This window comes from Anaerococcus marasmi (assembly GCF_900290195.1).
Classification (GTDB): Bacteria; Bacillota; Clostridia; order Tissierellales; family Peptoniphilaceae; genus Anaerococcus; species Anaerococcus marasmi.
Map to the genome: position 1 here is coordinate 260,869 of NZ_OLMF01000004.1, position 14,841 is coordinate 275,709.

Sequence of the window (14,841 nt, forward strand, 5' to 3'; positions counted from 1 at the left end):
ATTAATGTCTAAAACTCTATTTAAGCGTATTTCAATATTTTCTTTATAAATTTTGAAAGGAATTTTAAGTCAGATTTGATTGTCATTTTTTGTGAAAATTTATATAATAAATAGAGCGATTACAAATAGAAATTTCTAAAGAATGAAAATAACATATATAAGAGGGAGAAAAAAATGAACATAAGCAAAAGTGATATGAAAATATTATTAAAATCTCAGCAAGGAGAATTAGACGTAGTTTTGATGTATCAAGCCCTTGCTAAAGTAGTTAAGGATGAAAATGATGCTGCTACCTTTAGAAAACTTGCAGCAGAAGAAGGTCATCACGCTAGCGTTTTTCATAGACTAACTCAAGAAAATTTAAAACCAAAGAAAACCTTGGCATTCTTTATGCCTATCCTTTATAAATTAATCGGTAAAAAAAGATTATATCCCAAAATCGTAAAGGGAGAGTATAAAGCTTACGAAAATTATGCTCCTGTTGCAGAAAAGTTTCCGGAAATTGAAAGCGTTAAGGAGGACGAAAAAAGGCACGGAGATATAGTCGCTAGCTTGTTATAAGAGAATCTAGTGATTGTAAATACTCCATATAAGCTTTACTTTAGGACCAATTTTGAATAAAACACTACTTAGAACAAGTATAAAACATCCATAGTTGCTAGATGGTCCTTACTTCTAGCCCAAGCTAGGCCTTAAATTCTCATCTTAAGCAGTGATTATTACTATACTTGATACCGTTGAGACTATAAAAGCTACACTAAATATGAACTTGAAAAAATAATATATGCTACAATAGCCCTTGTTTTATAGAATTTAGTATTTAAAATTTTTGACTATAAAACCTGGGCCTTTGGTATATATTTACTCTTATTTGCGTCTATCTTTTTATTATTAAAGATAGGACTACGTCTTGGGCCATTAAGAATAAATCTATAAAAGAAAATTTCTACATGAAGTAACTTGCCAAAACTTACGAATACTTTTACTATTTCATTCTATCATGCAATTTAGAAGATATTGGAGCTTCTCTTTAGTATCAGTGAGGATTGGTCTTAAAAAGACGAAGTACTGAATATTAAGCGTATAGCTGAGTTTTCATTAGAAAATAACCTAATTACTTTTTCACCTCTTCTAACTTCTTCGATTATTCCTTCCAAACAATTTGTCAATCTAAGTCTGCTACCAATGACGTCTGTAGCAAATAAGTAAAGGCATCTTCATATCTTTTATCTAAGGTGTTTAAAGAGTTTTGAAATTTCTTTTCTTTTTCATATTTTAAGAATATTTTCTATTACATTTGATCTTTTTACATATCTATAAGGACTTAGATTTAATTCGAACAATATAATTTCAAAGAAAGAGGGGTATATGTGGAAAAAATTAGTAAAAATTATTTGTACTTGGACTCATGATTTTTGCGATTTCCTTCCTACTACAAATAGACATCTTTGAAAGCTATACAAGTCCAAGATCGGCTGGAATGACATCAATGTTTGTTTGCCCAACTGTTGGACAAGTAGGTTTAATATAGGATACAAAGGGAAAGTACAGATTATTATAGTGTTGAATATTCTGTTAATCTTATTAATTCCTATAGCGATGTTTGTAGGTTATCTAATATAAGTAATGCGATTAGACCAAAAAGATAATAATCTAAACAGTTCTTTGACCTGAACCCGTAAACATGGAATAATTTAATAATCTTTTAAGCGGAATGTAATCTGTACATAGCAGGAGACGTTCCGTTTAATTTTGTTTTAATCCTATCTTCATTGTGCCACTTAATATATTTTTTAATCTCATTTCTCAAATGATCATAACTTTTAAAATCTTCTCCATAATACATTTCCTGTTTCATAATTCAAAAGAAATTCTCCATAGGAGAATTGTCTAGACAATTGCCTTTTCTTGACATAATTTGCCTAATATTCATTTTTTCTAGTTTCTTGGTCCATGAATCATGTTGGTAATGGAATCCTTGGTCTGAGTGTATTATTAAGTTATTCTTGTTTTTTAATTTGTGTAAAGCCTTATCTAACATTGTATTTGTTAATTCTATTGTTGGGTGATAACTTAGGGTATAGCTAATTATTTCACTGCTGTATAGGTTTAATATTGGTGATAGGTATAGTTTATTTTCTTGACCATTAATTCTAAACTCGGTTACATCTGTTAGCCATAATTGATTTGGTTTATCAGCTTTAAATTCTCTATTTACAACATTATCTGCTACTTTACCTATTTGTCCATTGTATGATGAGTATTTTCTTGATCTAGTTTTGAATTTAGTACATAACAAGAATTCTTCTCTCATTATTCTTAAGACTCTTTTATGGTTGATATTAAATCCCTTATTTTTTAATACCATAGTTACTCTTCTATATCCATATCTACCTTTTGATGCTTCTACTATCCTCATTATTTCTTTTCTAATTTCTTTATCTTTATCTACTGGTTTAGCTAATTTTATCTTCTATTCATAGTATGATGTTTTTGGTAGTTCAGCTATTTCCAACCATTCGCTTATCTTGCTTTTTGGATATTTTTTTATTAACTTGAGGATTATCTTTGTTTTTCCTTGCTTCTACTTCCTATTCCAGTAGCAAGGCTTGTAGCTTTTTTTCGTATACTATCTTTATTTTGAGAAGTCTATTTTCTTCCCTTAATTTTATTAATTCTTCTCTTTCACTTTCATTTATTGGAGTATTAGTTTTAGACTTTTTATTTGATTTGGTCATGTTTTTCTTAGGCCTTCCTCTCTTATCTTCTAGTCCAGATAGATCACGTTCAAGATACGTCTTCTCCCATTTGTATATCATAGACCCATTAACAAGATTAAAGTGCTCTGCAGTCTCTCTAAGCGTAGTATTATTGATTTGCCTATATTGTATTACAGATAACTTAAATTCACTAGTGTATTTATTGTTCTTTAACTTCTTAGATAAGCTCTCTAAGCTTCCTGAATTATATTTATTTATCCAGTTCCGCATGGTTGAATATGGAATATCATATTTTTAAGCCACACTTTTATGACCACCTGATTCTCCTGATAAATATTCTAGTACTAATTTTATTTTAAATTCCTTTGTGTATTTTGGTATGAAAAAAACCTCCATCCGTATTCCGTATTTTGGGGTTCAGGTCAATTACAGCGATATTTATGATTGAGGAGCTGTTGCAGAGTGAATAAATCGTCCTAATATCACCAGAGGAACCTATTAGAAAATTTTGCTTCCATAAGCCGGAAGTCTATATAAAAAATTTTCTAAGAGACCCTCTGCTATAGGACTTTAGGAGTTAGGTCGAAATCTTAAAGTAATAGTTTGTAAATGTCAACGGTGAGATTATATTTGACAGCAGACTATATTTTAATCTGAGTACTTATAAAATAAATAAAACAGATAGAGAAAGATATAATGAATAAGTCAATTATTATTTTAAGACTTTAGGACAATTAGTTTCTAGAGTCTTTTATTTTTGGGTATTTATGTGTTAGTGAATGAAATATTAAGAGCTTAAATCTATATATAAATAAGAAAAAAATCCAGCTTATAGATATTATATAAAGGAGATCTTGATGGAAACTTGTAAAGAATGTAAGAAAAAAGGTGCATGTCTATCTAAAATAAATCTTTTTAATAAACTTGGTATAGATGAATCAAATAGTATTTATATATCATCAATCCACAGAAATATTAAAAAAAACCAAAGTATTTTCTTTAGTGATGATCCAGTAGATAAAATAATTGTAATTAGTCATGGAAAAATTAAAGCTTCTTCTTATGACGAGGATGGAAGAGAGAGTATAAGGAAAATTTACCTAGAGGGCGATATTATCGGAGAGGACTCAATTTTCCTTGATAATACCTATAATTCAAATGGTGTAGCTATTGAAGATACCGGGATTTGTCAAATAGACAAAAATTTATTAAGGAATATTTTGGTAAAAGATCATGACTTTTCACTAAATATGATAAAATCACTTAGCGAAAAATTATATGATACAGAAAAACTCCTAGAAATTTTGTCAATAAAAGATTCTTACAAAAGATTAGCCGCATTTTTACTTTATAGGTCGAAAATGAGCAAGAACCATTTAGTAAGTCTTAACCAGGAAAACATTGCATCGTCAATAAATATGACAAGAGAAACTGTATCTAGAAAACTATCTGAGCTTGAAAAAGATGGATATATAGAAAATATAGCCTATAAAAAAATTAAGATAAAAAACATATCCGCTTTGGAAAACTTAACAATTATGTAAATGTGTGATATAGAACACGGAAATATATAATCTCTTAGTTTACAATATAATTAAGTAGACTATAGGAGGTTATAATGATTGGTATAAAGACTAAAATAGAAGATGTAGTCAAGACAGATAATAGTATGATAGATTTTTTTAATAAGGAGAAGATTGACTTTTGTTGCAATGGCCATATGACTGTTGAAGAGATTGCAAAAGAAAAAAATATTGATGCAAATGATCTTGCTAAAAAAATTCAAGGAGCGATTAAGTCCGATAATTCTAATAGAGAAGATATAATGAATATAGATGATTTTAAGAATTCAGATATAAAAGAGATGATAGACTCTTTAATCATAGATCATCACAAAAGAGAAAGAGATTTACTTTTTGAAATAGATCCTTTATTAAATAAAATATTATCTGTTCATTTCGCACGTCATGGTGAGGAATTGATGAAGCTACATTCTCTTTTTGCAGACCTTAAGAAGGAATTAGAAGAACACTTTGTTAAAGAAGAAGAAATAACTTTCCCACTAATGTTAGAAAATGAATCACCTAGCCAAGAAGTAATCAAAAAGGTTGAAGAATTAGAAACTGACCATGAAGAGGCGGGAGATATTATCAAGGAAATGATAGAACTAACCGATTGGTTTGAAACGCCGGAAGATGCCTGCAGAACATATGTGCATACATTTAATTTGCTAGAAAAGCTAGTAAAGGATGTATTTATCCATATATTCAAAGAAAATTCTATAATGTTTGAAAAATATAGGGAAAAAGGAGGAAAATAATGAAGAAACAAATAAAAAATAATGTATATTGGGTCGGCAAGATCGATTGGGAGCTACAGGAATTCCATGGGAGTGAATTTTCTGTACACCATGGCTCTAGCCAAAATGCATACCTAATACAAGAAGAAAAAACTGTACTGATAGATACAGTCTGGACACCTCATAAAGAAGAATTTGTTAAAAATCTCAAAACAGAAATTGACCTAAAGGAAATTGATTACATTGTAATTAATCACGGAGAACCAGACCATTCTGGATCACTTGTAGAAATCATGGAAGAAATTCCAAACACACCGATTTATTGTACAGCTAATGGAAAGAAATCTCTAATTGGTCAGTACCACCATCCGGAATGGGACTATAGGGTAGTTAGGACTGGTGATTCTGTGGATATAGGCAATGGCAAGCAACTAGTTTTTGTAGAAATGACCATGCTTCATTGGCCTGACTCAATGGCAACATATATGACGGGCGATAATATCTTGTTTTCAAATGATGCCTTTGGCCAACACTATGCCCTAAGTGAACTTTTCAATGACAAGGCAGATCCAACCATCCTTTGGAATGAAGCTATGAAATACTATGCGAATATATTGACACCTTTCTCAAGTTTTGCAAAAAAGAAAATAGAGGAAATTGTTGCAATGAACCTTCCTATAGATATTATAGCAACAAGCCATGGAAGCATTTGGAGAAAAAATGCCCTAGAGATAGTACAGAAATATGCTGAGTGGGCTGATAACTATAAGGAAGATCAAGTAACAGTTATCTATGATTCAATGTGGGGAGCAACTAAAAAAATAGCCCACAAAATTGCAGATGATATTAGAAAAATTTCACCATCTACCAGGACGAAAGTCTTATCAGTTGCAGAAATGGATAGAAATGATATTATGACAGAAGTATTTAGATCAAAAGCAATAGCTGTCGGCTCTCCTACAGTTGGTAGGTCCTCTATCACAACCATATCTGGCTGGCTTCACTTCTTAAAAGAGCTTAAATTTAAAGATAAAGTAGCAGGAGTCTTCGGATCTTATGGTTGGTCTGGAGAAGGAAATAAGGTATTGAGAGAAGAGCTTGAAAAAGCAGGTTTCCAAATTATTGATGAGGAAATAAAAGCTTCGTGGATGCCGGATGACGAATTTTTGAAGGAAACAGAAAAATTTTCTAAAGCTTTGCTTGATGCATCTGTTATTGAGAAAAAAGAATAACAAAACAAGTATTATTTTAAGATTTAGTTAAGATTTTATTAATTTTCATTAGGATGTTTTTAGCTTATCTTATTGAAAATGATGTATTTTCACTATTCTGTTATTTGTTTGCAGTAGTGACTTACAAATTCTAATATTATTTACTTTCTATAAAAAAGGGAACAAAAGAAACTGTTGGGGCTATGAATAAACATACCAGCTTCAACAGTTTTTTTAAATAGATAGTTTATCATAATAAGTGCAATATAAGATAAACTCATAGCTAATCAGCTGTGTTAATATGTAAGTGACCAAACAAAACACATTAAAAGGAGCGATAACCATCTTACCATAGAAGAGCGAGCTTGTATCTATCAATTTTTAAATTTGAAAATGAGTATAAGAAAATTACACAAGCAATTAAAAGAAATTCATCTAAAATAAAAAATAGTAGTGTAGATTATACTAAGTATTTCCCAATAAAGGCAAATGACAAATATATTGATAGAAGGAAAAACTTCTATAGGGAAAGTAAATTATCTAAAGATATTATTGATTATTTAACTATAAAGATTAACGAACATTAGTCCCCTGAACAAATATCAAATAGAAGTACAAAAGTTATTCACCAAATACCATCTACATCAAGTATATTAGCAATGCTTGTAGGTCATCTAATATAATTAATGCGATTAGACCGAGAAAAGAATAATTTAAACAGCACTTTTGACCTAAACCCATAAACACGGAATAATTTAATAATATTTTAAGCGGAATGCAATCTGTACATAACAGGAGACATTCCGTTTAAATTTAGGTATGATGCAAATTTTTGGTATATTCAGTAAGACTTGTTTAAATTGGATTTCTTTATTTGTTCATGGGAGTAATTATAATATAATGGTTATGAATAGTTATGAGGTCCATAAATAAGTCAGAATAGAGATAAAAGGTGATAAAATGAAGAAACCGAGATCATTAATATATTTATTTATTATAATAGTAACCTTTTTGTATACGGATTTTATAGTTAAAAAAGATAATTCAACTGATATTGATAAAATAAGATTAAAGGATATTCAAGAAGTTAATTTTGAATTAGATAGAGAAGAATATATTGAGGATTTCAATTTTGTATATGAAACATTAAAAACTCATTATCCTTTTTTCGAGATTAATAAAAGAAAAAATGGAGTAGATTGGCTTTCGAACAAAAGATCTTATGAAGAGTATATATCTAAATCTAAAAATGATGAAGATTTTTTTAATAGAATGAATGATATTTTATCTGATTTAAATAATGTTCATACAAATTTAGTTCCAGAGACAAATGGAATCTTCATGTACATAAGCTATAAAACTATGCCACAGAATAATTGGAGATATGATATTTCTAAGATTTATGAAAAAGATAGGGTTAGAAGTAGATATAACATAAGTAACTCTACTGTAAATGAATTTATAAACAGTAATATCAAGAACGATAAAGAAAATCTAGATGATTCAGATTATCAAAATCTAACCACTGATATTTTAATAAAAGATAAGCTAGCCTATATTAAAATTAAATCCATGTTGGGAGAACAATTCAAAGGAGACGATAGAGAAATTTTATCAGATTTCTTACGTATAATAAAATCATATCCGTATCTAATTATTGATATTCGAGGAAATGGTGGTGGAGATACTAGATATTGGCAAGATTTCTTATTGCCTCGAATCATTGATAAAGAATATGAAACTACGGTATATAGTTTTTTTAAGAATGGTGATCTCAATAGAAAAATAATCAAGCAAAAAGGTGTTAAAAAGAATGTAAATGAATTTTTAACTAACAGAGTGTTTAACGATGATGTAAGCTCAATAACTAAGGATTTTGAATATTATGGCAAGTCTAAAATTAAAATAAGTCCTTCTAAAGACTCTATCAAATATAAGGGAAACATTTATCTTATGGTAGATGAAGGAGTTTATTCTTCGTCAGAAACTCTAGCATCATTTTGCAAGGAAACAGAATTAGCAAAGCTCGTTGGTACAAAAACAGGTGGAGATGGAATAGGATTTGATCCTATGCAGGTAGACCTTCCTAATACAGGGTATGTTCTTAGATTTGCTAATAATTTGGGTATTACAGAATCAGGTTCAATAAATGAAATGGATCAAACAACTCCTGATATAATAGTAGATAGTAATTACACATATACAACTAAAAATTTAATAGACCAAGATATAGTCAAAGCCATAATTGAAGATGTAAATATTCGTTAAAGCAATACATTCTGATTGTAAGAATATGAAATCAATTAGAAAAAGTTTTACTAAAGCTCGTAATAAAGAGTTCAAAAATTTATGTTTAAATTTTCATAATTTATAATTGAAAAACTCATAAAACCAGGTCAATCATCAGTCCAAGGTTTTATGAGTTTTGTTTTTGGAGCTAGAAACAGGACTTGAACCTGCAACCTACGGTTTACGATACCGGTGCTCTACCAATTGAGCTATTCTAGCATATGTATATGATAACATATTTTTTCTTTTTTGGGAATGGATTTTAAATTCTTATTGTATCTTATGGGATTTTTGATATAATTATTAGTATGGAGTTATTATGGATTATACAAATATATTAAATGATATAGTTGAATTATTTACATACAATAGAATAACTTTGATTCCGGTAATCTTTGGTCTTATCTTATTAATACTATTTATTATTTCTAAGGCCTTTAGAAAGAGCGGCTTGTTTGTGCTCGCTTTAACTTTTGCTGTAGATTACGGTATTAGGTCTTTACCTTTTGACCTTTATGGGACTTTTCCTATTTTAAATAATGTTGTTGCAGGATTTTACTTGCTTGGTGGTATTATTTTTGTTATAAAAATTGTTAAGATTCTAGTTAAGACTTCATCTAATTTAGTAAAGGCAAGTGATTACAAGCCAGGCAAGAATGGATTTTTTAGATATACTGGTGCTTTGGCTTTTATTATAATGCTTTTAGTTAATATTATTGATAGTAATAATATTATTCCAAGATCTTTGAAGAGTCTTCTTACTTCCTTATCATTCTTGTATATGGTTTTTAGGACTTTACTATCTACTTATAAACATCTTAATGAGAAAGACGTTAGGCTTGTTAAGGATAAGATGAGTTTTGATGATATCGACGAATACTTAAATGAGAAGGACCAAGCTCCTAGAGGTGTCAATGCTGATAGGAGAGTGAGAAAAAGTCTTGATGATGATGTGAAGATATTTAAGGGATTTGATTCAGATAAGTCTCATACGGTTAAGATGGATGATCCTATAAGAGTTGAGGATTTAAGTTCTGATCTTACGAGGATTAGGAATAAGGAAAGGGAGATTGAAAAAATCGAAAGAGAACTTTCTAATACTGATATTATCCATTTAGTAAGTAGGGACGATGAGAAGGCTCTTAACGAGACGACTATTAAGATTACTAATATTGAAAGCGGCGATGTTACTTCATATACTAGTAGGAAGGCCAAGTTTAATATGGTTGAGGAGAAAGAGTATAAGGTTGATTTGGAGTTTAGACACAACAACGAGTACGATTACGGAAGATTTATAGATATTTTGATTAAGTATGCCAAGGATAAATCAGTCTATAAGTTTGAACTTATAGTTTCACCTGCTGATATCAAGGAATCTAAGATTGTTCTTTATGATCCTTCGAATATTTTCGATTTAGATGAGGAGGATTATCAAAATATTGGTGGAAGAATCATAAGTATGAATTTTCCAAAATACAAGATTAATTTTATTACTGGAAATTAGAGTTATTCGATAAAGCATGGGTAGGATGAGTCCTATCTTTTGCTTTTATAGGAGTTTATTTTTATGAACATTACAGAAATTTTATCAAAACAGCTAGAAATTAGCGAAAAGGGTATAGATGCGGTCACCAAGCTTTTGGATGAAGGCTCGACTGTTGCCTTTATCGCAAGATATAGGAAGGAAGCTACTGGAAATCTTACTGATGTTGAGATCAGGGATATAGAGAAGAATCTTAACAAATATAGGAATATTGAAAAGAGGCAAGAGGAAATTATTAATTCTATTGACTCTCAGGGTAAGCTTACTGAAGAGCTTAAAGAGGAGATTCTATCTACCAACACTCTTACTATTCTTGAAGATATTTATGCTCCCTATAAGTCTAAGAGAAAGACTAGGGCCGATATTGCTCGTGAGTTTGGACTTGATAAGCTATTAGATTTTTTGTTTACCAAGGCAGAAAGCGAGAGAGAAGCGATAGATGAAGCTCGTCAGTATCTTACAGAAAATCTAGAAAGTGAAGAGGAAGCCTTGGATAGGGCTCTGGATATTTTGGCAGAAGATATTTCTAATAGTATACCAGCGAGAAATATAATTAGAAGAGATGGTTTCTTAAGGGCTAAGCTTGTTTCAAGCTTAAAGGAGGATGAGGCTGGTCTTTATGAGAATTATTATGATTTTTCTAAGAAATTAAGGGAGATGAAATCCTTTCAAACTCTCGCTATTAATAGGGGTGAGAAGGAAAAAGCCCTTACTGTGAAGCTTGAATTTACAGATGAATATAATAAGAAACTTATTGCTGATTTGTTTAGGGAAGATAAGGACCTTAACCCTTATCAGGAATCACTTCTAGTAAAAACCGTAGATGACGCCTATAAGAGACTGATGCTTCCTTCAATTACAACAGAAATGAGAAACTTCCTTACTGAAAGTGCAGAAGATGAGTCAATTGGAGTATTTGGTAAGAATCTCAAGCCATATCTCTTGCAAAGACCGATTAAGGGCCAAGCAGTTATTGGACTTGATCCTGGTTTTAGAACAGGTTGTAAGGTGGCAGTTGTTGATCAGTTTGGTAAATATTTAGATTCTACCGTAATCTACCCAGTAGAGCCCCACAAGAAGGAAAAAGAAGCTATAGCAACTTTGAAGAAACTCGTAGAAAAATACGAGGTAAGTCTAATTGCTTTGGGCAATGCAACTGCCTCTAGGGAAACCGAGCTAGTTGTAAATAAGCTTATACAAGAAGTCGATGGACTAAGTTATGCCATAGTAAATGAAGCAGGGGCTTCTGTATATTCTGCATCAGCCCTAGGCGAAGAGGAATTTCCTGATCTTGATGTAACTATAAGAGGAGCAATTTCTATGGCTAGAAGGCTCCAAGACCCTATGGCCGAACTTGTGAAGATTGAGCCAAAACACATAGGAATTGGGCAATATCAGCACGATCTAGATGGTAAGAAGCTTGATGAAGAGCTTTCCAAAGTTGTGGAGGATGCGGTAAATGAAGTTGGTGTTAGTATAAATAATGCCTCTTATAAGCTTTTAAGTTATGTATCAGGTCTTAATGCCAATCTTGCCAAAAGAATAGAGGAAGATTTCAAAGAAGGGAAGATTGTCTACAGGAAAGATCTAAAGAGCGTAAAGGGTCTGGGAGATAAGACCTATAAGCTTTGTGCAGGTTTCTTGAGATTTCCTGACTCACCAGAAATTTTAGACAATACTGCAGTCCATCCAGAATCCTACAAGATAGCCAAGAAACTTGAAGGGGAGGACCTTGATAGTATAAATCTAGAAAGTCTTGCGGAAAAACTTGAGGTAGGAGTTCCGACCCTTAAGGATATTATTTCTGAGCTTAAAAAGCCAGGAAGAGATCCTAGAGAAGATAACCCTGAAATTCTAACTCGCAAGGAAGTAATGGGGATTGATGATTTAAAAGAGGGTATGATACTTAAAGGAAAGGTTAGAAATATTACAGACTTTGGTGCCTTCGTAGATATAGGCGTAGGAGTTGATGGACTTGTTCATGTTTCAAAAATTTCCAATAAATTTATCAACAATCCTAACGAAGTCTTGACCAATTCGCAAGTTGTTGAAGTAAAAGTAATAGAGATAGACAGGAAGAAAGAAAGAATAGGTCTATCAATGAAAGATATAGGTGAAAAATGAGATTATCAAAATATTATATGCCAACATTAAGGGAAGATCCTGTTGATGCAGAAACTGCAAGTCATAAGTTTTTGACAAGGGGAGCCTTCATTAGAAAGCAAGCAAGTGGAGTTTATTCATTCCTACCACTTGGCAAGAAAGTTATAAATAAGATAGAAGCCATTGTAAGAGAAGCTATGGAAAATCATGATTCTATCGAAGTTTCAACTTCTATCTTACAAGCAAGAGAAATTTGGGAAGCTTCAGGTAGATGGGAAACTTTCGGTCCTGAGATGTTTAAGCTCAAGGACAGACACGAAAGAGAGTACTGCCTTGGCCCAACAGCAGAAGAAGCCTTCACATCTCTTGTTAAAGATGAGCTTAATTCTTACAAGCAACTTCCACTAAATATTTATCAGATTGTAGATAAGTTTAGAGATGAGAAAAGACCAAGATTTGGTATCAATAGGTCAAGGGACTTCCTAATGAAAGATGCTTATTCCTTCGATGCTGACATGGAAGGGCTTGAAATATCCTATCAAAAAATGTGGGATGCCTACGTTGAAGCCTTTGATAAGATGGGGCTTGATTACAAAATTGTTGAAGGTGACTCGGGAACTATGGGCGGCAAAAAAAGCCATGAGTTTATCGCCCTATCAGAGACAGGAGAAGGAGTAATCCTTTATACTGATGATTCCGATTATGCCGCAACTGATGAAAAGGCAAGATTTAAGATGGACTTTGTCAAGGAAGATGAAAAAGACCTAGAATTAGTTGAAACAGTAGGGAAAACTACTATAGATGAAGTCTCAGAGTATTTAGGCAAAGATAGCCATCATTCAGCTAAGGCAGTAGACCTTTTGGTAAAGGGAGAGCCAGTACTCGCATTTGTCCCTGGAGATAGGGAGCTTAATATGGCAAAGCTTATCTCTTATCTCAAAGTACCAGAACATGAAATCGAAATGCTAGGTGATGAATCAATCGAAAAAATCACAGGAGCAAAAGCAGGTTATACTGGACCTATTGGATTAAAGGAAGACGTCCGTGTTCTAATTGATGAATCCCTAACCAAAATAAACAACCTAACAGTTGGTGCCAACAAAACCGACTATCACTACATCAATGCTAACTTTAAGAGAAACTTTGATGGAGAAATAGTAGAAGACCTTCTTACTGCTAAGGAAGGCGACATGGCTTATGACGGATCGGGCATGCTTAAGGCTGCGAGAGGAATAGAAGTAGGAAATATCTTCCAATTAGGGACAAAATATTCAGAAAGTCTAGAAGCTTACTTCTTAGATGAAAATGGTAAACAGAAACCATTTATAATGGGCTCTTACGGAATAGGAATTTCTCGTTCAGTTTCAGCCATAGTTGAGCAATATCACGACGATAAGGGAATTATATGGCCAACATCAGTTGCTCCTTTTGAGGCAATTGTAACTATTATAAACATCAACAAAGATGAGCAAAAAGAGCTTGGTGAAAAAATCTATCAAAGACTAAGGGAAGAAAGAATCGACGTTATCCTAGATGATAGAAAAGAAAGAGCTGGAGTTAAGTTTAACGATAGAGACCTAATTGGTATACCATATAGGATTACTGTTGGAAAAGATGCAGCAGATGGCATAGTGGAATATTCTACAAGAAAAGATATGGAAAATGCAAAGATCTCATCAAGTGAAGCCATAGAAAAAATCGTAGACTCAATCAAAAAAGACCTATCTTTTAAATAGAAAACGGGTATTATTATTAATGAAAGAAAAAATAAGAACTATAAGGAGACAATATGTTAGTTAATGCAAAAGAAATGTTAGATAAAGCTTACGCAAATGGATATGCAATTGGTCACTTCAATACAAACAACCTTGAATGGACAAAAGCAATCCTTAAAGCAAGCGAAGATAAACAAACAGCTGTTATAGTAGCAGCATCTGAGGGAGCTATCAAATACATGGGAGGCTTTAGAGTAGTTGCTGACCTTGTAAAAGCTATGCATGATGAAATGGGAATTACAGTTCCTGTAGCAATTCACCTTGACCATGGTTCATATGAAGGAGCAAAGAAAGCAATCGAAGCTGGCTTTACTTCAGTAATGTTTGATGGTTCACACTTCCCGCTAGATGAAAACCTTGAAAAGACAAAAGAAATTGTTGAGCTTGCTCACTCTAAAGGAATCTCTGTAGAAGCAGAAGTTGGTGGTATCGGCGGAGAAGAAGATGGAGTTACATCAGCAGGAGAGCTTGCAGACGTTGAAGAATGCAAGAAGATTGCAGGTCTTGGAATAGACTTCTTAGCAGCAGGTATCGGGAACATCCACGGAGTTTACCCAGCTGACTGGCAAGGACTTAACTTTGATAGACTAAAAGAAATTTCTGATGCAGTAAATATGCCAATAGTTCTTCACGGTGGTACAGGAATTCCTGATGATCAAATCAAAAAAGCTATCAGCTTAGGAGTTTCAAAAATCAATGTAAACACAGAATGCCAACTTGTATTTGCTGAAGCTACAAGAAAATATATAGAAGCTGGTAAAGATCAAGAAGGTAAAGGCTTTGACCCTAGAAAATTATTAGCAGATGGAACTCAAGCGATAATCGATAAAGTCGAAGAAAAAATTGACATGTTTGGTTCTGAAAACAGTGCAAAATAACAAAGAGAATGGGGGCCTTAGGG

13 protein-coding genes, 1 tRNA gene and 2 pseudogenes are annotated in these 14,841 nt (G+C 32.2%); 11 read left to right on the forward strand and 5 right to left on the reverse strand.

What is annotated here, in order from left to right:
• Window positions 1–174: 174 nt before the first annotated feature.
• Complete coding sequence (locus C7D97_RS01425; RefSeq protein WP_105300364.1) at window positions 175–561, forward strand: ferritin family protein; 387 nt, start codon at window positions 175–177, stop codon at window positions 559–561.
• A 512-nt stretch (window positions 562–1,073) separates the two neighbouring features.
• Here C7D97_RS01425 and C7D97_RS10805 read toward each other — a convergent pair.
• Window positions 1,074–1,178 (reverse strand): annotated as a pseudogene (locus C7D97_RS10805) (transposase); the annotation flags it as partial.
• A 230-nt stretch (window positions 1,179–1,408) separates the two neighbouring features.
• Here C7D97_RS10805 and C7D97_RS10695 point away from each other — a divergent pair.
• Window positions 1,409–1,623 (forward strand): annotated as a pseudogene (locus C7D97_RS10695) (hypothetical protein).
• An 82-nt stretch (window positions 1,624–1,705) separates the two neighbouring features.
• Here the strand turns inward: C7D97_RS10695 and C7D97_RS10810 are convergent.
• From C7D97_RS10810 to C7D97_RS01445, 3 genes are all read right to left on the reverse strand, one after another.
• Window positions 1,706–1,858, reverse strand: coding sequence for an IS3 family transposase (locus C7D97_RS10810; RefSeq protein WP_105300365.1), 153 nt, complete (start codon window positions 1,856–1,858; stop codon window positions 1,706–1,708).
• Between the two features lie 3 nt (window positions 1,859–1,861).
• On the reverse strand, window positions 1,862–2,470 hold the full coding sequence (locus C7D97_RS01440) for an IS3 family transposase (RefSeq protein WP_275886696.1): 609 nt from the start codon (window positions 2,468–2,470) through the stop codon (window positions 1,862–1,864).
• A 121-nt stretch (window positions 2,471–2,591) separates the two neighbouring features.
• A complete protein-coding gene (locus C7D97_RS01445; RefSeq protein ID WP_240308878.1) occupies window positions 2,592–2,990 on the reverse strand; it encodes a helix-turn-helix domain-containing protein in 399 nt (132 codons plus the stop codon).
• Between the two features lie 587 nt (window positions 2,991–3,577).
• Here C7D97_RS01445 and C7D97_RS01450 point away from each other — a divergent pair.
• From C7D97_RS01450 to C7D97_RS01470, 5 genes are all read left to right on the forward strand, one after another.
• A complete protein-coding gene (locus C7D97_RS01450; RefSeq protein ID WP_105300367.1) occupies window positions 3,578–4,264 on the forward strand; it encodes a Crp/Fnr family transcriptional regulator in 687 nt (228 codons plus the stop codon).
• A 74-nt stretch (window positions 4,265–4,338) separates the two neighbouring features.
• Window positions 4,339–5,040: a DUF542 domain-containing protein gene (locus C7D97_RS01455; RefSeq protein ID WP_105300368.1), complete on the forward strand. Its 702-nt coding sequence runs from the start codon at window positions 4,339–4,341 to the stop codon at window positions 5,038–5,040.
• Entirely contained in the window at window positions 5,040–6,251 is a 1,212-nt protein-coding gene (locus C7D97_RS01460) for an oxygen-binding di-iron domain-containing protein (protein ID WP_105300369.1), read from the forward strand. Before C7D97_RS01455 ends, C7D97_RS01460 begins: the two co-directional genes overlap by 1 nt.
• Window positions 6,252–6,595: 344 nt before the next feature.
• Window positions 6,596–6,817, forward strand: a complete 222-nt coding sequence (locus tag C7D97_RS01465; RefSeq protein ID WP_240308879.1) for a hypothetical protein — start codon at window positions 6,596–6,598, stop codon at window positions 6,815–6,817.
• Window positions 6,818–7,190: 373 nt separating this feature from the next.
• Window positions 7,191–8,498 (forward strand): S41 family peptidase, encoded by a 1,308-nt coding sequence (locus tag C7D97_RS01470; protein ID WP_105300370.1) that lies wholly within the window; start codon window positions 7,191–7,193, stop codon window positions 8,496–8,498.
• A gap of 164 nt (window positions 8,499–8,662) precedes the next feature.
• On the opposite strand, the gene C7D97_RS01475 is transcribed toward C7D97_RS01470, so the two are convergent.
• Window positions 8,663–8,738: transfer RNA gene (locus C7D97_RS01475), tRNA-Thr, on the reverse strand.
• 100 nt (window positions 8,739–8,838) lie between these two features.
• On the opposite strand from C7D97_RS01475, the gene C7D97_RS01480 reads away from it, so the two are divergent.
• From C7D97_RS01480 to fba, 4 genes are all read left to right on the forward strand, one after another.
• Entirely contained in the window at window positions 8,839–10,023 is a 1,185-nt protein-coding gene (locus C7D97_RS01480) for a hypothetical protein (RefSeq protein WP_105300371.1), read from the forward strand.
• Between the two features lie 63 nt (window positions 10,024–10,086).
• The gene (locus tag C7D97_RS01485; RefSeq protein WP_105300372.1) at window positions 10,087–12,186 is read left to right on the forward strand and encodes a Tex-like N-terminal domain-containing protein; all 2,100 of its coding nucleotides are present in this window, start codon (window positions 10,087–10,089) and stop codon (window positions 12,184–12,186) included.
• The gene (locus C7D97_RS01490) at window positions 12,183–13,901 is read left to right on the forward strand and encodes a proline--tRNA ligase (RefSeq protein WP_105300373.1); all 1,719 of its coding nucleotides are present in this window, start codon (window positions 12,183–12,185) and stop codon (window positions 13,899–13,901) included. Before C7D97_RS01485 ends, C7D97_RS01490 begins: the two co-directional genes overlap by 4 nt.
• Window positions 13,902–13,954: 53 nt before the next feature.
• Window positions 13,955–14,818, forward strand: coding sequence for a class II fructose-1,6-bisphosphate aldolase (gene fba / locus C7D97_RS01495; RefSeq protein WP_105300374.1), 864 nt, complete (start codon window positions 13,955–13,957; stop codon window positions 14,816–14,818).
• The last annotated feature ends 23 nt before the right edge of the window (window positions 14,819–14,841 follow it).